A 21,133-nucleotide genomic window follows, 5' to 3' on the forward strand; every position below is an offset into this window, starting at 1 on the left:
GTGCGGGCCCTCAGGCCTTGAGGTGCGCCCTGTCCCCCATGACCGCCACCGGGTGCCGGTCCGGGTCCAGTGTGCGCAGCAGGTACTCCATCGCCGGCTTGGACAGGCTGACGCAGGCCGAAGTTCCGCTGCCGTGGTCCATATGCAGCCATATCCCACCGCCCTTGGACGCACCCTCGGGGCGCGTCGGATCGTTCGGCGGGGTGCCCTCGACCCGGTTGTAGTCGATGGCGATGACGTAGTCGAAGTCGTGCCAGTACGACTTGTCCCACCACCTCGGTGCCGCGAAGGCGGCGGACCGGGTGTACGGCAGGCCGGTGCCGGGGGCCGGATCCGGATCCGGATCCGGAAGGACGCCGCCCGCGTCGCTGAGTGTGAACACGCCGACGGGGCTGCGCTTGTCGTTCTCGTGGTGGTCGGTCGTCCACCCCTTCGTGCCGTTGTGCGCCGCCCAACTGCGGGCGCGGTGCCAGCCGGAACCCTGTTTCGTGTACAGCACCACCGTCGAATCGGCGGAGTCTTCGCCGTCGCCGTACACCGTGACGACCTGACGGGAGTCCGCGGGGATGCGGCGCTGGAGCCGGTCGCCGACGCCGGGGATCCGTGTCGGATCGGCCGTGGTGGCACTGCTTCTGCCCGCTCCGTCGTCGGCGGGATCGCTCGCCGCGGCGTCCGCGCCGCGCCCGGACGGGCCGCCGCATGCGGACAGCGCCGTCATCAGGGATCCAAGGGCCACCATCGCGACCGCCGTACGCCGTGCACCACCGCTCCGCATCGGTCCATGGTCGCACTCGCACCGCTCCGGCACCGGAGCGGTGCGACGGGCGGCAGCCGGATTCATACCCCACCGCGGAAAACCGCTTGATTTTGGGCACTGTGCGACGCGAACCTTTCACGGTTTGCAGCCTCTCGATGCCGTGTTGCAACGGCACTCCCTGACACGAGCCACTGGGACGTCATGCAGATCCAAGACCTTCCGTTTCCCGACCCGGGCGTGCCGGACGCGCGCTCGGGGCCCCGATTCCTGTGGTGGCTGTTCCGCAACCAGTTGGGTGGACAACTCAAGTCACTGGCCTGGGGCCTGCTGCACTTCGCCTCCGTCTCCGCCCTGCCGTTCTGCGTCGGTCTCGCCATCCAGGCCGTCGTCGACCGTTCCGGCACCCGGCTCGCCCTGGCGGGCGGCGTGTTGGTGCTGTGCTGCGCCGGCAACGCGATCGGCGACACCTTCCTGCACCGCGCCGCCGTCACCAACTGGATCACCGCCGCGGCCCGCGTCCAGCAGTTGCTGGCCCGCAAGACCGCGCTGCTGGGCTCGGTGCTGACCCGGCGCGTCGCGGCCGGCGAGGTCGTGGCCGTCTCCACCGGCGACGTCGAGAAGATCGGCTGGTTCGTGGAGGCCGTCTCCCGCTTCACCGCGGCGGCACTGACCATCGTGCTGGTCTGTGTGGCCCTGGTCGTCTACGAGCCGGCGCTCGGCGTCGTCGTTGTCCTGGGCCTGCCGGTGCTCGCCCTCGCTGTACTGCCCCTGCTGCCCCGGGCCACCCGGCGGGCCGACGTCCAGCGCGAGAAGGCCGGCCGCGCCACCGAACTGGCCTCCGACACCGTCGCGGGGCTGCGCGTGCTCCGCGGTATCGGCGGTGAGGAACTCTTCCTCGACCGCTACCGCAGCGCCTCCCAGGAGGTGCGCCACGCTGCCGTGCGCAGCGCCCGCATGTGGTCCCTGATCTCCGCGATCCAGGTAATGCTGCCGGGACTGCTGCTGATCGCGGTGGTGTGGCACGGCGTCCACCTGGCCCGCGAGGGCCGCATCGGCGTCGGTGAACTCGTCACGGTCTACAGCTCCGTCATGATCCTCACCTACCCGCTTCGGCACTTCGAGGAGATCGCCATGGCGTACTCCTTCTCTCGGCCCTCGGCCAAGCGGGCCGCACGGGTGCTGGCCCTGGAACGGGCCACCGACACCGCGGGGTCGCGCGCTGCCGAGGTCCCGACCGGGGACCTGTACGACCCCACCACCGGTCTGCTCGCTCCGGCGGGCCGATTCACCGCCGTGGTGTGCGGCGACCCCGACCAGGCCGGGCGCCTGGCGGAACGGCTCGGTGGGCACCCCTCGGAGGAGGGCACGTCGGCCCTGCTGGGCGGGGTACCGCTCGACGAGCTGCCGCTGAAATCCGCGCGCACCGCGGTCCTGGTCCAGGACAAGGACCCGGTGCTGCTCTCCGGCACACTGCGTGAGCTGCTCGACGTGCCCGCCTCCGGTGCGGTCGGCGCCGAGGACGCGCTCGCCGCCGCCCAGTGCGACGACGTACTGGCGGCACTCGCCCAGGGTTCACTCGGCGCCGACGACCCGATGGACGCCCGCATCACCGAGCGGGCCCGCTCGCTGTCGGGCGGCCAGCGCCAACGGCTTGCGCTGGCCCGGTCCCTGATCACGGATCCGGAGGCACTCGTCCTCGACGAACCGACCTCCGCCGTGGACTCGCACACCGAGGCACGGATCGCGCAGGGGGTGCGTACCCTGCGCGCCGGACGCACCACGGTGGTGTTCACCTCGTCGCCACTGCTGCTGGACCGCGCGGACCGGATCGTGTTCCTGCACGACGGCGAGGTGGCGGCGGTCGGCACGCACCGGGAACTGCTGGACACCGAGCCCCGGTACCGGGCGGTGGTGACCCGCGAGACCGACGAGGAGAACGCGACCCACGGGGACGGGACGCCGGCCGGGGGCCGGCCGGCCAAGACCCTGGACAAGGACCTGGGCAAGGGTCTGGACAAGGCCCTGGACGACGACGTCCTCGGCGACGACGACGTACTGCACCGACTGGAAGAGATCGAGGAGACGGCATGATCGGCGTCGCGCCACCGTCGTACGACCCGGCGGCCCCGACGACGGCGAGCACCCTGCCCGTCGGCGCGCCCGCGACCGTACGCGCGTACACGGGAGAACTGCTGCGCCGGCACCGCCGTGCGTTCCTCTTCCTCCTCGGCGTCAACACCGTCGCCGTGATCGCCTCGATGGCGGGTCCCTACCTGCTGGGCGGGCTCGTGGAACGGGTGTCGGACGACGCACGCGAGTTGCACCTCGGCCTCACGGCCACGGTGTTCGTGCTCGCGCTCGCCGTCCAGGCCGTGTTCGTGCGGGAGGTGCGGCTGCGCGGGGCCATGCTCGGCGAGCGGATGCTGGCCGATCTGCGCGAGGACTTCCTCGTGCGGTCGGTCGGGCTGCCGCCCGGCGTGCTGGAACGGGCCGGCACGGGCGACCTGCTCTCCCGGATCACGACCGACATCGACCGGCTCGCCAACGCCATGCGCGAGGCCGTGCCCCAGCTGGCGATCGGCGTGGTGTGGGTGGTGCTGCTCCTGGGCGGACTCGTGATCACGGCTCCGCCGCTGGCGCCCGCGGTGCTCGTCGCGGTGCCGCTGCTGGTGATCGGCTGCCGCTGGTACTTCCGGCGGGCGCCCTCCGCCTACCGCTCGGAGGCCGCCGGGTACGCCGCCGTGGCCGCGGCGCTTGCCGAGACCGTGGACGCCGGGCGCACCGTCGAGTCGCACCGCCTGGACACCCGTCGCATCGAACTGTCGGAGCGCCGGATCAAGGAGTGGACGGCCTGGGAGCGATACACGCTCTGGCTGCGGTCGGTGCTCTTCCCGGTCATCAACGTCACCCATGTGACCGTGCTCGCCTCCGTTCTGCTGATCGGCGGTGTGTTCGTCCTGCAGGGCTGGATCGGGGTCGGCCAGCTGACCACCGCGGCACTGATCGCGCAGATGCTCGTCGACCCGGTCGGCATCATCCTGCGCTGGTACGACGAGCTCCAGGTGGCGCAGGTGTCCCTGGCCCGGCTGGTGGGCGTGCGGGACATCGAGCCGGACGCCGGTGACCCTTCGCTGGCTCCCGACGGACGGCACGTGCACGCCGACCGCGTGCACTTCGGCTACCTCGAGGGCGTGGACGTCCTGCGCAAGGTGTCGCTGGAGGTCGCCCCGGGCACGAGACTCGCCCTGGTCGGCCCCTCGGGCGCCGGCAAGTCCACGCTCGGCAGGCTGCTGGCCGGCATCTACGGCCCCCGCGACGGCCGGATCACCCTGGGCGGCGCGGAGCTGTCCCGGATGTCCGCCGAACGGGTCCGCTCGCACGTCGCCCTCGTCAACCAGGAGCACCACGTCTTCGTGGGCTCCCTGCGCGACAACCTCCGCCTCGCCCGGACCGGCGCCACCGACGCCGAGCTGTGGGCGGCGCTGGGCGCGGTCGACGCGGACGACTGGTCCCGCGCTCTCGACGAGGGCCTGGACACCGCGGTCGGCTCGGGCGGCTACGCGCTCACCCCCGCCCAGGCCCAGCAGATCGCGCTGGCCCGTCTGGTGCTGGCCGACCCGCACACCCTGGTGCTGGACGAGGCGACGTCCCTGCTCGACCCGCGGGCCGCACGCCACCTCGAACGGTCGCTGGCCACGGTCCTGGACGGCCGCACGGTGGTCGCGATCGCCCACCGTCTGCACACCGCCCACGACGCGGACGTCATCGCCGTCGTCGAGAAGGGCCGGATCAGCGAGCTGGGAAGCCACGACGAGCTCGTCGCGGCGGACGGCGCCTACGCGGCGCTGTGGCGGTCTTGGCACGGGTGATCACACTCCACTCGTCAACGGCCCGGGCAAGGCGACACGCGCCACCCGGGCGGTGGCCGACGGCGTCGCCGGTTGCGGTTGATGGCGGTTGGCCGCGGTTGGGGTTGGACCCCGGTCGGGGGTGACGGGGCGGTGGCCTCCTCGTCTGGGGCGCTGAGCCGTACTCGGCCGGGGCGCTGGGCCGCGCTCGGCCGGGACGCTGGGCCGCGCTCGGCCGGGACGCTGGGCCGCGCTCGGCCGGGACGCTGGGCCGCGCTCGGCCGGGACGCTGGGCCGCGCTCGGCCGGAGCGCTGCGGCGCTCGGCCGGAGCGCTGGGCCGTACTCAGCCGGGGCCCACGGATGCTCGGCCGGGGCCCGCTGGTGCTCCGAGGGGGCGGCCGGTGCTTGGCCGGAAACGGGCAAGCCTGGTCGAATCCGCAGCCCCCGGGCGAACGCCACCGGCACCCGGCCAGGGCCGACCCGTGCTTGATGGGAAACAGCGAAAGCCCGGACGAACCCAACCCGTACCCGGACCACCCCCACCGGCACCCGGCCGGAACCGAGGGGACTCGGCCGGGCCCGGCAGGTCCCCGGTGGCACCCGACCGGTACCCGGACGGAGCAGACCGGGGGTCGGTCGGGCCCGGCCGGGGCTCGGCACGGTCCCGCCCGCTGGTCGGCCGGAGCGGGCCTCTGGCCGACCGGTGAGTCGGGGGAGCCGGGGCGCCGGGAGTCGGGGGTGCCGGGGCGCCCGTCGACGGCCGTGCCGTTGCGCGGTCCCGAACGGGAGTGGAAGTCTGGGAGGAGGCACCGGCTCGGGGTAGGCCCGGGAACCGTGCGGTTCCGAGACGGGTGACGCCTGTGCCCCGTGCAGCGGCGGCCCGCCGCGGTCCACGGCGAGAAGGGGCCCGTTCCCCACCCCCTGGAGGTACCCGTGAACAGCGCCGACGGATGGGGAGATGACGTCTACCAGCCCGACGGATCCGAGCAGCGGGAGGACACCGGTCTGCTCGACGGCGAGGACACCCTCGAGTACGACGGTGTCACCGATCCTCTCGACCGGGGCTGGTCCCCGCCCGAGCGCCCCTGGGCAGTGGAGCACACCGGTGTGACGGCCGCCGAACGGCACCAAGGCGAGACCCTGGAGCAGCGGCTCGCCGAGGAACGGCCGGATGTACTCGCACCCGATGGCGACGGACTGGGCGACTCCGAGGGCACCGACGGGGAACTGCTGGACAACGAGGTCGGCGCGGACCGTTCCGGCCGGCTCGTGGCACCCGATGAGGGGGCGCACGAGGACGAGGAGCCGGCGCTGGTCGCCATGGACGTGGGCATCGACGGCGCGGCCGCCTCCGCCGAGGAGGCCGCGATGCACGTCGTCGACGAGGACTCCCTGCCCGGCTGATGCCACCCGCGACCGCGTTCGCGTGCCGTCGCCCCGATGATCCGCGCCGTATGAGGAGCAGCCATGCAGCAGGACAAGCATCCCGACTACCGGCCCGTCGTCTTTCGTGACCGCAGCGCCGGGTACGCCTTCCTCACCCGGTCCACCGCGACCAGCGACCAGACCATCGCGTGGGACGACGGCGAGACCTACCCGGTGGTGGACGTGGAGATCTCCTCGGAGAGCCACCCCTTCTACACGGGCAAGGCGCGAACGGTGGACTCGGAGGGGCGTGTCGCCCGCTTCGAGCGGCGCTACGGCCAGGGCGAGGGGCAGGGTGCCGACGGGACCGGCTGAGCGGGCCGGATCCGCCTCGTGCCTCAGATCGTCCCTCAGATGAAGTTGAGTGCCGCCGCGCCGCCCACTCCTCCGAGCAGCATGAACGCCGGCATCAGCACTTTCAGCTCCACCCAGCTGCCCGCCCGGAACCGCATGGCCTTCGGCGGGCCGATGGGGTACCAGCGCTTGCGGCCCACGGGTATCGGCCAGAGTATGGGGCAGCCCGAGACGGTCAGTGCGTCCCCGATGTCGTGCACCAGCGCGCCGAGCACGATGGGCAGCCCCAGCCACAGGTACTCCTGGCCCGGTGCGGTGAACAGCCAGTCCGCGCCCCCGTCCGGCTTGTCCAGTATCCCGGCCAGGATCCACGCGCTGGTCCCGGCCAGCAGCCACACCAGTACGTCGCTGCTGGAGCCGCGGGTCGCCCGCCAGAGCAGGCCCTCGATGGCCAGCACCATGTGTACGAAGAGGATCGCCAGGACCGCCCAGCGACCACCCGTGATGGCCAGGACCGAAGTGCCCCCGCCGATCAGGACCGCCCACAGCCACGTGTGCGTCAGCGTGCGGTGCCCTCCGGAGCGGCGCGGGTCGCCCTGTTTCTTCGTGGCCTTGTAGACGGCGTACGACAACTTGTCGACAATTTCGCACAGCCCCCGCGAGACCGGTCCGAAGGCCCGGGAGATGGTGGCCGCCTTGTGGTCGAGATCCGGGGCGAGCGCTGCGCCGGCACAGATCAGGGCCCCGGCGAGCAGCACCGGCCAGGGCATCGAGTGCCCCGCGGCGGCGGTCGCCGCCCCGACGCCGAGCCACGCCGCGGCGCCCGACAGTGAGTGTGCTGGTCCCATCATCGCCGTTGCCCGCCCCATTCCTCGTGTGCCGCTGTGCAGTTGTCCGGGTCCGCTGATGCCTCGTCGGCGACCCAGCGTAGCGTTCGTGATCTTCACGCGGACAGCCGATTCCCCCATCACGGCCGAGGCCAGGCAAGATGGGTGCGTGACCCTCATCGATCAGCTGCCGCGGACCGCCGACCCCGATGCCCTGTACGAAGCCTTCGAGGCGTGGGCCCAGGATCGCGGTCTCACGCTCTACCCCCATCAGGAGGAGGCGCTGATCGAGGTGGTCTCCGGGGCGAACGTGATCGTGTCGACGCCCACCGGCTCCGGCAAGAGCATGATCGCGGCGGGCGCCCACTTCGCCGCTCTGGCCCGCGACGAGGTCACCTTCTACACGGCCCCGATCAAGGCGCTGGTGTCGGAGAAGTTCTTCGAACTCTGCAAGATCTTCGGCACCGAGAACGTCGGCATGCTGACCGGTGACGCCTCCGTGAACTCCGACGCCCCCGTCATCTGCTGCACCGCCGAGGTCCTGGCGTCGATCGCGCTGCGTGACGGCAAGCACGCGGACATCGGCCAGGTCGTCATGGACGAGTTCCACTTCTACGCGGAACCGGACCGCGGCTGGGCCTGGCAGATTCCCCTGCTGGAACTGCCGCAGGCCCAGTTCGTCCTGATGTCGGCCACGCTCGGTGACGTCTCCTTCTTCGAGAAGGACCTCGCGCGGCGCACCGGGCGCCCCACGGCTGTGGTCCGCTCGGCCACCCGGCCCGTGCCCCTCTCCTACGAGTTCCGCTACACGCCGCTGACCGAGACGCTCACCGACCTGCTGGCGGCCCGGCAGGCCCCCGTCTACATCGTGCACTTCACGCAGGCGCAGGCCGTGGAGCGGGCGCAGGCGCTGATGAGCATCAACATGTGCACGCGGGACGAGAAGGAGCGGATCGCCGAGCTGATCGGCAACTTCCGCTTCACCACGAAGTTCGGCCGTAATCTCTCCCGCTACGTCCGGCACGGCATCGGTGTCCACCACGCGGGCATGCTGCCCAAGTACCGGCGGCTGGTGGAGAAGCTCGCGCAGGCGGGCCTGCTGAAGGTGATCTGCGGTACGGACACGCTCGGCGTCGGTGTCAACGTCCCCATTCGGACCGTGCTGTTCACGGCCCTGTCCAAGTACGACGGCACTCGGGTGCGCACGCTGCGGGCCCGGGAGTTCCACCAGATCGCCGGCCGGGCCGGGCGCGCGGGCTTCGACACGGAGGGCTTCGTCGTCGCCCAGGCGCCCGAGCACGTCGTCGAGAACGAGAAGGCGCTCGCCAAGGCCGGTGACGACCCGAAGAAGCGACGCAAGGTCGTCCGCAAGAAGGCGCCCGAGGGCTTCGTGGCCTGGTCGGAGAGCACGTTCGACAAGCTCATCACCTCCGAACCGGAGCCGCTGACGTCCCGCTTCCGGGTCACGCACACCATGCTGCTGTCGGTGATCGCCCGGCCCGGCAACGCCTTCAAGGCGATGCGGCACCTGCTGGAGGACAACCACGAACCGCGCAAGCAGCAGCTCAGGCACATCCGTCGGGCGATCGCCATCTACCGCTCGCTGCTGGACGGCGGCATCGTCGAGAAGCTCGACCAGCCCGACGCCGAGGGGCGCATCGTCCGTCTCACGGTGGACCTGCAGCAGGACTTCGCGCTGAACCAGCCGCTGTCCACGTTCGCCCTGGCCGCCTTCGAGCTGCTGGACCCGGAGTCCCCGTCGTACGCGCTGGACATGGTGTCGGTGGTGGAGTCCACGCTGGACGACCCGCGACAGATCCTCGCCGCCCAGCAGAACAAGGCGCGCGGTGAGGCCGTGGCCGCGATGAAGGCGGACGGCGTCGAGTACGAGGAGCGCATGGAGCGCCTCCAGGACATCACGTACCCGAAGCCCCTGGAGGAGCTGCTCTTCCACGCCTACGACACGTACCGCAGGAGCCACCCCTGGGTCGGTGACCACCCGCTGTCCCCGAAGTCGGTCATCCGGGACATGTACGAGCGGGCGCTGACCTTCACGGAGCTGGTCTCCCACTACGAACTGGCCCGCACCGAGGGCATCGTGCTGCGCTACCTGGCGAGCGCCTACAAGGCCCTCGACCACACCGTCCCGGACGACCTGAAGTCCGACGACCTGCAGGACCTGATCGAGTGGCTCGGCGAGATGGTGCGCCAGGTCGACTCCAGCCTGCTGGACGAGTGGGAGCAGCTCGCCAACCCGGCGGAGATGACCGCCGAGGAGGCGCAGGAGAAGGCCGACCAGGTTCGGCCGGTCACCGCCAACGCGCGCGCCTTCCGTGTCCTGGTCCGCAACGCCATGTTCCGCCGTGTCGAACTCGCCGCCCTCGACCAGGTCGACGCGCTGGGCGAGATGGACGCCGACGCCGGCTGGGACGCCGACGCGTGGGGCGAGGCCATGGACAAGTACTGGGACGAGTACGACGACCTCGGCACCGGTCCCGACGCCCGCGGTCCCAAGCTGCTGGTGATCGAGGAGGAGCCGCAGAACAGCCTGTGGCGCGTGCGGCAGATCTTCGACGACCCGAACGACGACCACGACTGGGGCATCAGCGCGGAGGTCGACCTCACGGCCTCCGACGCGGAGGGCCGGGCGGTCGTCCGCGTCACCGATGTCGGCCAGCTGTGAGCACAGGAGAAACCCACCCATGACGAATCCGGCCGAGAGCCTCGTCGCCCTGCTCGACCTGGAGCAGATCGAGGTCAACATCTTCCGTGGCCGTAGCCCTGAGGAGTCGCTGCAGCGGGTCTTCGGCGGCCAGGTGGCCGGCCAGGCGCTGGTCGCCGCGGGCCGCACCACTGAGGGCGACCGCCCGGTGCACTCGCTGCACGCGTACTTCCTGCGCCCGGGACGCCCGGGCGTGCCGATCGTGTACCAGGTCGAACGGGACAGGGACGGGCGGTCGTTCACGACCCGCCGGGTCACCGCCGTGCAGCAGGGCCGCACGATCTTCACGCTCACCGCCTCCTTTCACAAGCCTGAGCAGGGGAGTTTCGAACACCAGCTGCCTCCGGCCCGCAAGGTCCCGGATCCCGAGTCCCTGCCGACGGTCACCGCCGAAGTGCGGGAGCACCTGGGCGCGCTGCCGGAGCAGTTCGAGCGGATGGCCCGCCGCCAGCCCTTCGACATCCGCTACGTGGACCGGCTGCGTTGGAGCGCCGATGAGGTCGAGAGCGCCGAGCCCCGCAGCGCGGTGTGGATGCGCGCGGTCGGGCCGCTCGGCGACGACCCGCTGGTACACACCTGCGCCCTGACCTACGCCAGCGACATGACCCTCCTGGACGCCGTGCGCATCCCGGTGGAGCCTCTGTGGGGGCCACGGGGCTTCGACATGGCGTCGCTGGACCACGCCATGTGGTTCCATCGGCCGTTCCGCGCGGACGAGTGGTTCCTGTACGACCAGGAGTCGCCGATCGCGACCGGTGGACGGGGCCTGGCGCGGGGACGGATCTATGACGCGGAGGGGCGCATGCTGGTGTCCGTCGTCCAGGAAGGGCTGTTCCGGGCCCTGTAGGTCAGGAGTCTCTGCGCCACAGCCGGCCCAGCAGGCCGCGGAACCGTCCGGGTTCCTCGGCCTCGTGCGGCGTCGGTTCCCGGCCTGGCGGGGTCGGCACGGGGCGAAGGGCCGGGCGTGGCGCCGGACGCTGCCGGCGTGCGGCTTTCACCGCGCCCGCCAGGTCCGTGCGGAGCCAGTCGATCTCGTCCGGGTCCGCCGCCGTCATGATCTCCTCGGCGAGCTGCGCGGCCGGGGAGCCGGGCGTACCGTGGGCGGGCTGAACCGGGCGGAACCGGTGCAGATGGGAGCGCTCGTAGGGGTCCCTGACGACCCCGGAGACCTCGACCGGGTCGAGCAAGGACGCGATGGCCGCAGCCTGGGCCCACGGATCGTCGGCCTGGCGGAGCAGGAACCCCAGGTGCCGTCCCCTCCAGTTGCGGGGACGCAGGTCCAGGCCCTCCGTCAGCTGGTCCCGCAGGCCCTCGGGCGTACGGCCCTTCAGTAGTGCGGCGTTCCTCTCGTCGGACGCGAACTGACGTAGTTCGTCGGCCAGATACAGCCAGACGACGGCTCGATAGCGGTTGACGTAGAACTTCACCGGCACCAAGAGCCCCAGCCGTGCGAGGCGGGTGAACCGGGCCCTGGGCACTTCCATGAGGGCAGCGCCTTCCATGGTCCCGACGGCCCGGACGCTCTCCCTCAACGCCTCGGGGAAGCCCTCCCCCGCCCGGATCCGTCCGATCTCCTCGCGCGTGACGCGTCGGCCGCCTCCTCCTCCCTCGTCGGGTACGGTGAGGATGCGCCCGAGGTGTACGGCGAGGTCGAACTCACTGCGCCTGAGGCCCAGTTCTCGTGCCGCTCGGTTCGGCGCGAGCGAGGCGTCGTGGTTGGTGCCGTGGATGTTGCCGCGGGTGGCGCCGATCTGCTCGGCGGTGGGTGTGATCTTGTGCGTGATGGTGTTCCCGGACATGGTCGTCTCCCCCGTGGAGTGTGCGGCCGGCGCTGTCCGCGCCCGCCTGACACAAGACCGTAGCCGCTGCCGCAACATCCGTGGCGGGCCTGTGGAAAACTCCGCAGCCGCCTCCACGAAAGTAGCGAAAGTCCAGGTCAGATGTCTGTGGGTGATACCCGGCCCGGCTGTCGCGCGTCGACGTCGAGGTGCTCACCGACCCGGTTCACGAGCAGGGTCATTTCGTAGGCGATCTGGCCGATGTCGGTCTCCGCGCCGCTGAGCACGCACAGGCAACTGCCCGAGCCCGCCGCGGTGACGAAGAGTACGGCGTCGTCGAACTCAACCATCGTCTGCCGTACCTGACCCGCGCCGAAGTGGCGACCCGAGCCCTTGGCCAGGCTGTGCAGTCCGGACGAGACGGCGGCGAGGTGCTCGGCGTCCTCGCGTCGCAGGCCCGTACTCGCCCCGGTCACGAGCCCGTCGTTGGACAGGACCAACGCATGCCGGACGTGTTCGACGCGCTCGGTCAGGTCGTCCAGCAGCCAGCCAAGTCCCTGGTTCTGCACCATGGTCCGGTCTCCCCGTGTTGTCCCCGTATGCGTGCTCTCCTCCTGGCCGGAGGATCTGCCCGCCAGCCTTCACCACGCTTGTGCTCCGGGCAAGGAGGATGGGGGCATGGCACAGAAGATGACCGATGAGGAATGGCGGGCGTTCGTCTCGGACGGCACCCGCACCGGGAAGCTCTCGACCGTTCGGGCGGACGGCAGCCCGCATGTGGCACCGATCTGGTTCCTGCTGGACGGGGACGACATGGTGTTCAACACCGGCAAGGACACTGTGAAGGGACGCAATCTGGCCCGTGACGGCCGGGTCGCCCTGTGCGTGGACGACGACCGGCCGCCCTTCGACTTCGTCGTGCTGCAGGGGCGCGCACGGATCTCGGAGGACCTCGACGAACTCCGGCACTGGGCCGCCAGGATCGGGGCCCGGTACATGGGCGAGGAGCGCGCCGAGGAGTTCGGGGCCCGCAACGGCGTTCCGGGCGAGCTCCTCGTCCGCGTCACCGTGGACAAGGTCCTGGCCCAGAAATCTGTGGCGGACTGAGGCCGGCCCGACCAGAGGGGCCCGCGGCATGACCGGCCGGAGGGGGCCGGCCGGTCAGCGCACGGAGTCGAGCAGCCGGGCGGTGTGCATCCGTCCGGCGTACTCGACGAGCCGGATCAACACCTCCTTCCCCGAGTCGCGGTCCCGGGCGTCGCACAGCACTACGGGCGTCCCCCGGTCGAGGTCGAGAGCCCGCAGAACGTCCTGGGCGTCGTAGCGGCGCGCTCCCTTGAAGCAGTTGACGGCCACCACGAACGGGATGCGCCGGTGCTCGAAGTAGTCGACCGCCGGAAAGCAGTCCGCCAGGCGCCGGGTGTCCGCGAGGACGACAGCACCTAGTGCGCCCTGTGACAGTTCGTCCCACAGGAACCAGAAGCGGTCCTGGCCCGGTGTGCCGAAGAGGTACAGGGAGAGGCCGGACCGGATGGTGATGCGTCCGAAGTCCATGGCGACGGTCGTGGTGACCTTGCGGTCGATGCCGTCGGTGTCGTCCACCAGCCGCCCGGCCTCGCTGAGCATTTCCTCCGTGCGCAGCGGTCTGATCTCGCTGACCGCGCCCACCAAGGTGGTCTTGCCCACGCCGAATCCTCCGGCGACCAGGATCTTCAACGCCAGCGCGGTCGTGTCACCGTCCGCGGCGTCGGAGTGCTCGGAGACCATCGATCACTTCTCTCGGTCCGGGTGGTCGTGAACGTAACTGCCGGTCATGGCCTTTCGGCCTCCTTTACAGTGCGCGGAGTCCGTCGATGACTTCGCGCAGAATCCGTTCGTCGGGCAGCTGCGCGGGCGGTACGGGACGGCTGACGGTCACGGAGCCGAGTTCCACCAGGTCGCCGAGGAGCACCCTCACCACGCCCACGGGCAGATCCGCGTCCGCGGCGAGTTCGGCGACCGACTGGGTCTCCGTGCGGCACAGATCGATCAGGGTCCGGTGCTCCGGTCCGAGCACGGTGTCGTCGGTGCCCGGCGCGTCAGGGGCCCGCGTGACCAGGGCGATCAGGTCGAACCGCACCCCCGTGGGGCCGGGCCGGGTGCGCCCGCCGGTCATCGCGTAGGGCCGGACGAGGGGTCCGGCCTCGTTGTCGTACCACTGGCTGCCCGGCCGCTCCCGGCCGCCGGCCGTGGTGTCGTCGGTCATCCTCGCGGCCCTCCCGGGTCATCCGCCGGCGGGCGGCCGCGCGGCGGTGCGTGGCGCTGTGTGGAGGTGCTCGCCGACGCGCCTGACCAGCCGTGCCATCTCGTAGGCCACCAGGCCGATGTCCGCGGTCACGGCGGTCAGGACGGCGAGGCAGGAGCCGTCGCCCGCAGCGGCCACGAAGAGGAAGCCGTCGTCCATCTCCACCATGGTCTGGCGCACGCCCCCGGCACCGAAGTGCCGGCCCGCGCCCTTGGCCAGGCTGTGGAAGCCGGAGGCGACCGCTGCCAGGTGTTCGGCGTCCTCGCGGCCGAGGCCGGTCGACGCGCCCACAGCGAGTCCGTCGTTCGACAGCACCACGGCGTGCCGTACTTCGCTCACGCACACGACGAGGTCGTCCAGCAGCCAGTCGAGTTCCCGGGTCCGCCGAGCGCTCCCGTTGCCGGGATTGTGGATCATGCTGGGTCTCCTTCATTGCTGTTGCGGCCGGCCGGCGCATCCGGCGGTGCTCCGCGGCCGGGTCGCCTGCCACCACCGCGCGACCAGCCGGCGCGGTATGCGGCCATGCGATCCCGTACGACTTCGGGGGTGCGCTCGTCGTCGCCGGTCGGCGGGGGCGTCCGCGCAGGGTCGGCGGGTCGCCCGTCGCGTAGTTGGGGAGCGAGACTGGCCTGCCGCACGCGGCGAGGGAGGTCGTCGGACTCCCCGGCCGCGTCCGGCAGATCGGGACCATCGGGCTCACCGGCCGCGTGCGGCAGGTCAGGACCGTCAGGCTCCCTGGGCGCGTGCGGCAGGTGAGGACCGTCGGACTCCCTGGGCACGTGCGCCAGATGAGGACCGTCGGACTCCCTGGGCACGTGCGCCAGATGAGGACCGTCGGACTCCCTGGGCACGTGCGGCAGATGAGGACCGTCGGACTCCCTGGGCACGTGCGCCAGATGAGGACCGTCGGACTCCCTGGGCACGTGCGGCAGGTGAGGACCGTCGGTCTTCGCGGAGTCGTCAGGGGATCGGTGCAGTCGCAAGGCGGGGGCTCCTGGTGGCCGACCGGACGTCGCGGTGTGTGCCGTCGCCGGGACGGAGGCCGTCAGCGCCGGCCGGTCGGCCGGCGCGGGGACGGGATCCTGGTGCGGGGCGGGGCCGGGCACGCGCGCGTACGGGTGCTCCTCGGACTGTGGTGCTTCGACTGCCGCGCGGGGGGAGTGTTCCACCGCCCCGCTGTGCAGGAGTGCGGTGGGCAGGAGGACGACGGCGGTGGTGCCGCCGTAGGGCGAGGTCTTGAGGTGCACTTTGATGTCGTGCCGGGCGGCGAGCCGGCTGACCACGAACAGGCCGAGCCGGTCGCTGTCGAACAGGTCGAGTGCCTCGGAGCGGGTGATGCGGTGGTTGGCCTCGGCGAGGGTGTCCTTGCCCATGCCGAGGCCGCGGTCCTCGACCTCGATCACATAACCGTTGCCGACGGGTTCTCCGGTGACACGCACGCGCGTGTGGGGTGGCGAGAACTGGGCTGCGTTCTCGATGATCTCGGCCACGAGGTGGGTGAGGTCGGCGACGGCGGCACCGATCACGGACGCCTCGGGAAGTTGTCGTACCTCCACGCGCGCGTAGTCCTCGACTTCGGAGACCGCCGCGCGAATCACGTTCGTGAGGGAGATCGGCATGCGCCAGGCCCGCCCGGGCGCCGCGCCGGAGAGGATGATCAGGCTTTCGGCATGGCGCCGCATGCGGGTGGTGAGGTGGTCGAGGCGGAAGAGGTCGCTCAGTTCGTTCGGGTCGTCGGAGCGGCGTTCCATACTGTCGAGCAGACTCAGCTGACGGTGGACGAGGATCTGGCTGCGGCGGGCGAGGTTCACGAAGACCCCGGAGATACCGCTGGCGAGTTCGGCGCGTTCCACTGCGGCCCGCAGGGCGGCCCGGTGCACGGTGTCCAGGGCCTCGGCGACCTGGCCGGCCTCGTCCTCGGCAGGCGGCCCCGGTGGCGCCTCGGACCGGACGTCGATCTCCTCCCCCGTGCGCAGTCTGCGCATGGCCTCGGGGAGTTTGCGGCGGGCGATCTCCAGGGCACTGTTGCGCAGGCTCACCAGCTCGACCACGAGGCCGCGGCCGATGCGGACGGAGATGACGAGCGACGCGGCGACGGCGAGGAGACCGAAGAGGACCGCGGCCCCGGCCGGAGTGAGCACGCCGCGCGCGAACGGGTCGGCCCGGTCGGCGACTCGGCGCCCGGCGTCCTGTTCGATCGTCCGCATGCCGTCCCGCACGTGCGCGTGCGCCTTGTCCCAGGTGGTCCGCGGGGCCGCTGCCTCGACCGTCCGGTCTTCGGGTCCTTGGGCCAGCAGCTTGCCCTCGGCCGCCCCCACGGTCGCGTAGGCGCCGCCGGCGGCGAGGTCCCGCCAGGCGGCGCGTTCGGAGCCGCGCAGGTCGGCGACGGCTGACTCGGTCAGGGTCCGGCGTCTGTCGACGGCGCCGGTGAACAGCCGCAGCCGCTCGCCCCCGAGTCCGTCGGCGAGCCGCGCCCCGGCGAGCAGGGCATCCTCCTGGGCCAGTGCCTCGCCCGCGCGGGCGAACTCGACCAGCACGCGCGCGTCGGAACCCAGATCGGCGTCCTGGATGCCGCTCAGCGCGCCGCCCACCCGGAAGGCCGCCGAAATGGTCGTCGTGTACTGGCGGTAGGCCTCCTCCCAGTCAGCGCGGCGGTCGAGGACGGCGGAGCGCAGCGATCCCAGCCGTTCGGCGCCGGTGACGAAGGCTTCGAGGCGCCGGGCCACGCCGGCGGGCATTTCCTCGCCGTCGGCGACGGTATGGCGGTCGCCCAACCGCAGTTTCCCGACTGCGCGGTCGGTGTGTGCGGAAAGTGCCCTGTAATCGCCGCTCGGCACCGCCGACGGGTCGGTGGCGTGGCGGACGGCCGCGAGCCGCTCGGCCTGCAGGGCGGCGACGGCGGCGCTCACCGGGGCGCGGACCTGGGCGTCCACGCGCTGCACCTGCCGCAGCCGGGAGATGTCCTGGGCGGTCGTGACGGTGGCGTACGCCCACAGGGCCAGCAGGGAGACGACGGGCACCATCAGCAGGCTGACGATCCTGGCGCGCACGGTGCGGGGCCGTATTCGCCTGCGCCACGCGCGCGTGGCGGACGCCTCCGGTGCCTCGTCCGTGGGCTTCGCGGGGCCCTCGTCGGCCGGTGGTCCGGCGTGCGCGCGGCGGCCGCGCACGGGTGGCTGGGGCGGCGTCTCGGCGCCGGCTGCGGGGGTCGTACGGGGTGTACGCATGGCCTCCTCGCTCGGTACGGGGTCGGTGCGTTGTCGCCGGGCCGCTGACGGCCGGGCCCGCCGTTACCGGGCGGTGCTTCCTACGGGCTGCTGGGCCGAGGCGGACGCCTCGCGCTCCCCCGCCGTCGGCGACAGCGCGACGAAGACCGAGGTCAGGAAGAGGTAGGACCCGAGGCCGACGGCGAGGGGGAAGATGAACTGCATCGCCGTGGCCCCGGGCAGCGCCTCGCCGGACGGCGTGACACGCACGCTCACCGCGAACATCCCGGTGTAGTGCATGCTGCTCACCGCCGCTCCCATGATCAGCGAGGCGAGCGTGACCGCGAGGGGCGACTTGATGTTGAGCGCCGCCCACAGGGCCGCCGTGGCCGCGGCGACGGCGATGAGGACGGAGAGTCCGACGCGCATCGGGTCGTAGCTCACGTCGCCGTGCAGGCGCACGGCCGCCATGCCGAGGTAGTGCATGCTCGCGACACCGAGCCCGGTGGTGAGTCCGCCGAGCAGGAGTGCTCGACCGCGGTCGCGGCCGTAGCCGACCGCGAAGACGCCGGCGCAGACGACGATCATGGCGACGAGCAGGCTCGTGAGGGTGAGCGGCACGTTGTAGCGGATGTCGGTGCCGCTGACGCGGAAGCCGAGCATGGCGACGAAGTGCATCGTCCAGATGCCCGTGCCGATCGCCGAGGCCGCGGTGAGGAGCCAGTTGCGGCGCGCGCGCCCGGTGGCGGCGAGGGCGCGCACGGTGCAGCGCAGTCCGAGAGCTGCGCCGGTACAGGCCATCGCGTACGACAGCGCGGGGGTCAGCCAGCCCAGGGCGGCGTGGTCCAGGTGTCCCATGGCTCCGGGACGCTAGTCCTAGCGAGGGCGCACAACGGGGGCGCATTTCGAAAGGTGTTGCTATCTGACCCAGGAAAGCGCTGGAACGATCGCGTCATGCTCGAACGTGTGCGCTGCGGCATCCCCTCTGTCGTTGGGGAATCTGCGTCATTGGGGATCTGTGTCATTGCGGGATCATGTGGAGCATGAGCGACGACCACACGCACGTTCAGGAGTTCTTCGGCGCCCGCGCCGCCGACTGGGACAGCCGGTTCCCCGACGACGGTCCCGCATACGCGGCCGCGGTCGCCGAGCTGGGCCTGCGGGAGGGGGATCACGTGCTCGACGCGGGCTGCGGCACGGGACGGGCCCTGCCTCCCTTGCGTGCGGCCGTGGGACCGTCGGGCCTGGTTGTCGGGGCCGATCTGACGCCCGCCATGCTCCAGGCCGCCGTACGGGCCGGGAGGGACCTTGACGGACGCCTGTTGCTGACCGACGTCGCCGCGCTGCCGCTGCGGTCGCGGACGCTCGACGCCGTGTTCGCGGCGGGCCTCGTGGCTCACCTGCCCGATCCCGCCGGTAACCTGCGGGAGTTGGCGCGCGTCGTGCGTCCCGGCGGTGTGCTGGCGCTGTTCCATCCGATCGGAAGAGCGGCGCTCGCGGCGCGCCAAGGGCGGCGGATCACGCCGGACGACCTGCGTGCCGAGCCGAACCTCCGGCCGTTGCTCGCCGGTTCCGGCTGGCGCACGACGTCGTACGTCGACGAGGACGCCCGCTTCCTGGCCCTGGCCGTGCGCGAGGACTGACCTCTTGCGCGAGGACTGACCCCTCGGACCTCTTGCGTGGGCGCCGGCCGCATGCGCTGACGCTGACCGGCCGCTGCGCGCCGAGGAGTTGGAAGACCCCTTCCGGCGCGGGGTTCCGGCCATCGCGCGAGCCACCTCCAGGCTGAACTCAACTGGCTGCGCGAGACGATCGGTTCACTCGGCGGCCGACGTGTCGATGTGGCGGACCGGACAGCCCCGTAGGCCGGGGACCGGGCGGGTGCCCAGTTCGGCCAGCCGGTACCCGTTCGGGTAGCCCTTGATCTCCCAGTTCTGCCGGGCGTGGTGCGGAGCGCGCCTCGGCGGCATCAAGCGCACCGCGCGGCCGCGCAGCCGCACCGCGCGGCGTACCAGCGCGCGGGTGGCGGGGCTCGGCGGCGTGTAACGGAAAGCCCGCAGGAGGGGCTCGTCGAGCAGGGCGAGGATCCCGGTACGCAGGACCGGAGCGAGGGGGCTCGGATACCAGGAGGCCATGAGGTCGAGAGTCGCGTCGGAGACGCGGCGCGCACCTTCGTCCCAGGCGAAGTGGGCCTCCTCATAGGCGTCGAGACAGGCTTCGAACTCCTCGTAGGACCCGGGGATTCCCTTGATGCCCATGTGCCGTCCCAGCGTGCGGTAGTGGACGGCGGACGCGATGGTCTCGTGGCGCGACATCCTGCGCCATCCGTAGGCGTCGATCCAGCATTTGGGGGTCACGACGAACGTGCACAGGACGTACCGCATGTCGTCGTTGGGGATGTCATAGCCGCGGTGCATCTGGTTGATGCGCCGGATGGCCGTGTGTCCCTGCTCGCTGCCGAAGCCGTGTTCGACGACGGCGTCCAGAAGCAGCGCCGTGTCGTCGTACCGCTTCTGCGCCCGGTCCGTGAACTCCGCCGTCGCGGCCAGCAGCCGGCCGATGCTCGGAACGGCGTAGGTGCGGTAGAGCGCCAACTCGAGAGCACGGCTGAAGTCCCACGGGAACTCGTAGGCCGAGGCCAGCCGATAGATCTCCGAAGCGTCCTCGTAAGGGTCCAGCCGTCGAATCTGTGCCAGCCGTTCGAAGCGCTCCACCGTGGCCGTCCCCTTCTGCCGTCGAGGCTTCAACTCTACGTTGAGTGGCAGGAGATGCACGGTCAGCCATGGCTGCCATGGCTGTCGACAGGGGAGGGGTGATCCGCTTGTTCGGCAGGATCCGCGAGGCCTGGGACAGATCTCGCGCCGCTCGGCGCACGGAGGGCGGAACGGGAGGGGAGCAGCGCTCGCACAATCTGTTCGAGGCCGCCGCCGCGTACGTCTCGGCGTGCGCGGACGACGACCAGGAACGGATCGACGAGGCGGCGGGCTGGGTGTCGCCGGAGGCCCTTTCGTTCGGGGTGAACGAGTTGGCGTGCCGGGCCGTGATCGCGCTCGCGCGGGAACGCGACGAGTCTCCGCGGGACGTGGCCCGTGCCCTCCTCGGGCTGCCCGCGGCCTGACCCCGCCCGTCCGTCACAAGAGGGCGATTCGCCCCGTCCAGCCGGAAAACTGCAGCTCGGGTGCGTCCGGGTATCGTGACAAGAGCTTCCCGGGCGCACTAGGGTGCGCGCCATTGGACGAACCGATGGGGAGGCTGGGATGGCCGGGACGGACGAGGACGCCGTCGCCGCCGAGGACGATGCGCTCTATGTGCTCACGGCGGTGCTGCTGACGCCGGCGAAGTTTCCGAGTGTGCTGGGCGACGACTATCCGGAGGCGTGCGCGGCGCTCGGCCTGTCACCGCTGGCGGACGGCTACGGCCTGGTACTCGGCCAGGACGGTGACGGCGCGCGGTGGACCGTCGTCGTCGACGACGTCTCGCTGGTGGCCGTCGCCGTGGCCTCCTGGGACTGCGGCATGGAGTACGACCTGTCGCCGGACGAGCGTACGGTCGTCGCCGCGCTGCCCGGCTGGCCTCTCGCGGTCGCCGTGGCGGCGCCCGGCGTGCCCGCGCCGCACGACCCCGACCTCGAGTCCGCCGACCAGCCGGCGCTGTCGCCGCCGGACACCACTGTGTGGGGGCCCGCGCAGCGGCGTCTGGGAGCCGACGAGATCGCCGCGCAGTGGGCGCAGTGGCGAGAGCAGATCGACGACGCGGACTTCCCTGTGACGGGCGGCGACGCCGGATCCGTGGACGACGCGCCGGGCGACGACGCGGACGAGCACTCGGGCGCCGGCGAGGGCGCGGAGACCGGCGGCACGGACGCCGGCGCCGGTCCCACGAACGCCGGTGCCGGTGCCGGTCCCACGAACGCCGGTGCCGGTGCCGGTCCCACGAACGCCGGTGCCGGTGCCGGTCCCACGAACGCCGGTGCCGGTGCCGGTCCCACGAA

Annotated in this window: 20 protein-coding genes; 10 read left to right on the plus strand and 10 right to left on the minus strand. The window is 71.7% G+C overall.

Features of this window, described 5'->3' with window-relative positions; translation table 11 throughout:
- Positions 1-10 precede the first annotated feature (10 nt).
- A complete protein-coding gene (locus tag ACFCZF_RS06300) occupies positions 11-775 on the minus strand; it encodes a hypothetical protein (protein ID WP_376670676.1) in 765 nt (254 codons plus the stop codon).
- Between the two features lie 183 nt (positions 776-958).
- Between ACFCZF_RS06300 and ACFCZF_RS06305 the strand changes: the two genes are divergently transcribed.
- The 4 genes from ACFCZF_RS06305 to ACFCZF_RS06320 all read left to right on the plus strand — a co-directional run bounded on the left by ACFCZF_RS06305 (position 959) and on the right by ACFCZF_RS06320 (position 6,346).
- Positions 959-2,848 (plus strand): ABC transporter transmembrane domain-containing protein, encoded by a 1,890-nt coding sequence (locus ACFCZF_RS06305; RefSeq protein ID WP_376670677.1) that lies wholly within the window; start codon positions 959-961, stop codon positions 2,846-2,848.
- The gene (locus ACFCZF_RS06310; RefSeq protein ID WP_376670678.1) at positions 2,845-4,626 is read left to right on the plus strand and encodes an ABC transporter ATP-binding protein; all 1,782 of its coding nucleotides are present in this window, start codon (positions 2,845-2,847) and stop codon (positions 4,624-4,626) included. Before ACFCZF_RS06305 ends, ACFCZF_RS06310 begins: the two co-directional genes overlap by 4 nt.
- A gap of 913 nt (positions 4,627-5,539) precedes the next feature.
- Positions 5,540-6,010, plus strand: coding sequence for a DUF5709 domain-containing protein (locus tag ACFCZF_RS06315; protein ID WP_376670679.1), 471 nt, complete (start codon positions 5,540-5,542; stop codon positions 6,008-6,010).
- Between the two features lie 63 nt (positions 6,011-6,073).
- Complete coding sequence (locus ACFCZF_RS06320) at positions 6,074-6,346, plus strand: type B 50S ribosomal protein L31 (protein WP_345627388.1); 273 nt, start codon at positions 6,074-6,076, stop codon at positions 6,344-6,346.
- Positions 6,347-6,381: 35 nt separating this feature from the next.
- On the opposite strand, the gene ACFCZF_RS06325 is transcribed toward ACFCZF_RS06320, so the two are convergent.
- Positions 6,382-7,176 carry a metal-dependent hydrolase gene (locus tag ACFCZF_RS06325; RefSeq protein WP_375916079.1) on the minus strand — a complete coding sequence of 265 codons (795 nt, stop codon included), beginning with the start codon at positions 7,174-7,176 and terminating at the stop codon, positions 6,382-6,384.
- Between the two features lie 145 nt (positions 7,177-7,321).
- On the opposite strand from ACFCZF_RS06325, the gene ACFCZF_RS06330 reads away from it, so the two are divergent.
- Complete coding sequence (locus ACFCZF_RS06330; protein WP_376670680.1) at positions 7,322-9,835, plus strand: DEAD/DEAH box helicase; 2,514 nt, start codon at positions 7,322-7,324, stop codon at positions 9,833-9,835.
- Between the two features lie 19 nt (positions 9,836-9,854).
- Entirely contained in the window at positions 9,855-10,721 is an 867-nt protein-coding gene (locus tag ACFCZF_RS06335; RefSeq protein ID WP_376670681.1) for an acyl-CoA thioesterase, read from the plus strand.
- Between the two features lies 1 nt (position 10,722).
- Here the strand turns inward: ACFCZF_RS06335 and ACFCZF_RS06340 are convergent, their stop codons facing one another.
- Positions 10,723-11,673, minus strand: coding sequence for a DUF6397 family protein (locus ACFCZF_RS06340; RefSeq protein ID WP_376670682.1), 951 nt, complete (start codon positions 11,671-11,673; stop codon positions 10,723-10,725).
- 137 nt (positions 11,674-11,810) lie between these two features.
- The gene (locus tag ACFCZF_RS06345) at positions 11,811-12,224 is read right to left on the minus strand and encodes a roadblock/LC7 domain-containing protein (RefSeq protein ID WP_376670683.1); all 414 of its coding nucleotides are present in this window, start codon (positions 12,222-12,224) and stop codon (positions 11,811-11,813) included.
- Positions 12,225-12,330: 106 nt separating this feature from the next.
- Between ACFCZF_RS06345 and ACFCZF_RS06350 the strand changes: the two genes are divergently transcribed.
- On the plus strand, positions 12,331-12,759 hold the full coding sequence (locus ACFCZF_RS06350) for a PPOX class F420-dependent oxidoreductase (protein WP_121750410.1): 429 nt from the start codon (positions 12,331-12,333) through the stop codon (positions 12,757-12,759).
- Positions 12,760-12,813: 54 nt separating this feature from the next.
- On the opposite strand, the gene ACFCZF_RS06355 is transcribed toward ACFCZF_RS06350, so the two are convergent.
- The 5 genes from ACFCZF_RS06355 to ACFCZF_RS06375 all read right to left on the minus strand — a co-directional run bounded on the left by ACFCZF_RS06355 (position 12,814) and on the right by ACFCZF_RS06375 (position 18,000).
- Positions 12,814-13,419 (minus strand): ATP/GTP-binding protein, encoded by a 606-nt coding sequence (locus tag ACFCZF_RS06355; protein WP_376670684.1) that lies wholly within the window; start codon positions 13,417-13,419, stop codon positions 12,814-12,816.
- A 64-nt stretch (positions 13,420-13,483) separates the two neighbouring features.
- The gene (locus tag ACFCZF_RS06360) at positions 13,484-13,897 is read right to left on the minus strand and encodes a DUF742 domain-containing protein (RefSeq protein WP_375916061.1); all 414 of its coding nucleotides are present in this window, start codon (positions 13,895-13,897) and stop codon (positions 13,484-13,486) included.
- A gap of 18 nt (positions 13,898-13,915) precedes the next feature.
- Entirely contained in the window at positions 13,916-14,353 is a 438-nt protein-coding gene (locus ACFCZF_RS06365; protein ID WP_375916058.1) for a roadblock/LC7 domain-containing protein, read from the minus strand.
- Entirely contained in the window at positions 14,350-17,163 is a 2,814-nt protein-coding gene (locus ACFCZF_RS06370; RefSeq protein WP_376670685.1) for a nitrate- and nitrite sensing domain-containing protein, read from the minus strand. The genes ACFCZF_RS06365 and ACFCZF_RS06370 overlap by 4 nt, the downstream gene beginning before the upstream one ends.
- 63 nt (positions 17,164-17,226) lie before the next feature.
- Positions 17,227-18,000 (minus strand): MHYT domain-containing protein, encoded by a 774-nt coding sequence (locus ACFCZF_RS06375; protein ID WP_376670686.1) that lies wholly within the window; start codon positions 17,998-18,000, stop codon positions 17,227-17,229.
- A gap of 185 nt (positions 18,001-18,185) precedes the next feature.
- Between ACFCZF_RS06375 and ACFCZF_RS06380 the strand changes: the two genes are divergently transcribed.
- Positions 18,186-18,785, plus strand: a complete 600-nt coding sequence (locus tag ACFCZF_RS06380; protein ID WP_376670687.1) for a class I SAM-dependent methyltransferase — start codon at positions 18,186-18,188, stop codon at positions 18,783-18,785.
- 174 nt (positions 18,786-18,959) lie between these two features.
- On the opposite strand, the gene ACFCZF_RS06385 is transcribed toward ACFCZF_RS06380, so the two are convergent.
- Positions 18,960-19,856 carry an oxygenase MpaB family protein gene (locus ACFCZF_RS06385; RefSeq protein ID WP_376670688.1) on the minus strand — a complete coding sequence of 299 codons (897 nt, stop codon included), beginning with the start codon at positions 19,854-19,856 and terminating at the stop codon, positions 18,960-18,962.
- 68 nt (positions 19,857-19,924) lie between these two features.
- Between ACFCZF_RS06385 and ACFCZF_RS06390 the strand changes: the two genes are divergently transcribed.
- Together ACFCZF_RS06390 and ACFCZF_RS06395 are read left to right on the plus strand one after the other, a co-directional pair.
- Entirely contained in the window at positions 19,925-20,260 is a 336-nt protein-coding gene (locus ACFCZF_RS06390; RefSeq protein ID WP_376670689.1) for a hypothetical protein, read from the plus strand.
- 139 nt (positions 20,261-20,399) lie between these two features.
- On the plus strand, positions 20,400-21,133 hold a 734-nt coding region (locus ACFCZF_RS06395), incomplete at its 3' end, for a hypothetical protein (RefSeq protein ID WP_376670690.1).

This window comes from Streptomyces sp. NPDC056296, from assembly GCF_042268605.1.
GTDB lineage: Bacteria > Actinomycetota > Actinomycetes > Streptomycetales > Streptomycetaceae > Streptomyces.

Coding starts and splice junctions, on each gene's coding strand:
- ACFCZF_RS06335 (WP_376670681.1), top strand. CDS start 9,855: ATGACGAATCCGGCCGAGAGCCTCGTCGCCCTGCTCGACCTGGAGCAG.
- ACFCZF_RS06355 (WP_376670684.1), bottom strand. CDS start 13,419: ATGGTCTCCGAGCACTCCGACGCCGCGGACGGTGACACGACCGCGCTG.
- ACFCZF_RS06375 (WP_376670686.1), bottom strand. CDS start 18,000: ATGGGACACCTGGACCACGCCGCCCTGGGCTGGCTGACCCCCGCGCTG.
- ACFCZF_RS06345 (WP_376670683.1), bottom strand. CDS start 12,224: ATGGTGCAGAACCAGGGACTTGGCTGGCTGCTGGACGACCTGACCGAG.
- ACFCZF_RS06360 (WP_375916061.1), bottom strand. CDS start 13,897: ATGACCGACGACACCACGGCCGGCGGCCGGGAGCGGCCGGGCAGCCAG.
- ACFCZF_RS06370 (WP_376670685.1), bottom strand. CDS start 17,163: ATGCGTACACCCCGTACGACCCCCGCAGCCGGCGCCGAGACGCCGCCC.
- ACFCZF_RS06310 (WP_376670678.1), top strand. CDS start 2,845: ATGATCGGCGTCGCGCCACCGTCGTACGACCCGGCGGCCCCGACGACG.
- ACFCZF_RS06350 (WP_121750410.1), top strand. CDS start 12,331: ATGGCACAGAAGATGACCGATGAGGAATGGCGGGCGTTCGTCTCGGAC.
- ACFCZF_RS06305 (WP_376670677.1), top strand. CDS start 959: ATGCAGATCCAAGACCTTCCGTTTCCCGACCCGGGCGTGCCGGACGCG.
- ACFCZF_RS06365 (WP_375916058.1), bottom strand. CDS start 14,353: ATGATCCACAATCCCGGCAACGGGAGCGCTCGGCGGACCCGGGAACTC.
- ACFCZF_RS06325 (WP_375916079.1), bottom strand. CDS start 7,176: ATGATGGGACCAGCACACTCACTGTCGGGCGCCGCGGCGTGGCTCGGC.
- ACFCZF_RS06340 (WP_376670682.1), bottom strand. CDS start 11,673: ATGTCCGGGAACACCATCACGCACAAGATCACACCCACCGCCGAGCAG.
- ACFCZF_RS06380 (WP_376670687.1), top strand. CDS start 18,186: ATGAGCGACGACCACACGCACGTTCAGGAGTTCTTCGGCGCCCGCGCC.
- ACFCZF_RS06390 (WP_376670689.1), top strand. CDS start 19,925: ATGGCTGCCATGGCTGTCGACAGGGGAGGGGTGATCCGCTTGTTCGGC.
- ACFCZF_RS06320 (WP_345627388.1), top strand. CDS start 6,074: ATGCAGCAGGACAAGCATCCCGACTACCGGCCCGTCGTCTTTCGTGAC.
- ACFCZF_RS06300 (WP_376670676.1), bottom strand. CDS start 775: ATGCGGAGCGGTGGTGCACGGCGTACGGCGGTCGCGATGGTGGCCCTT.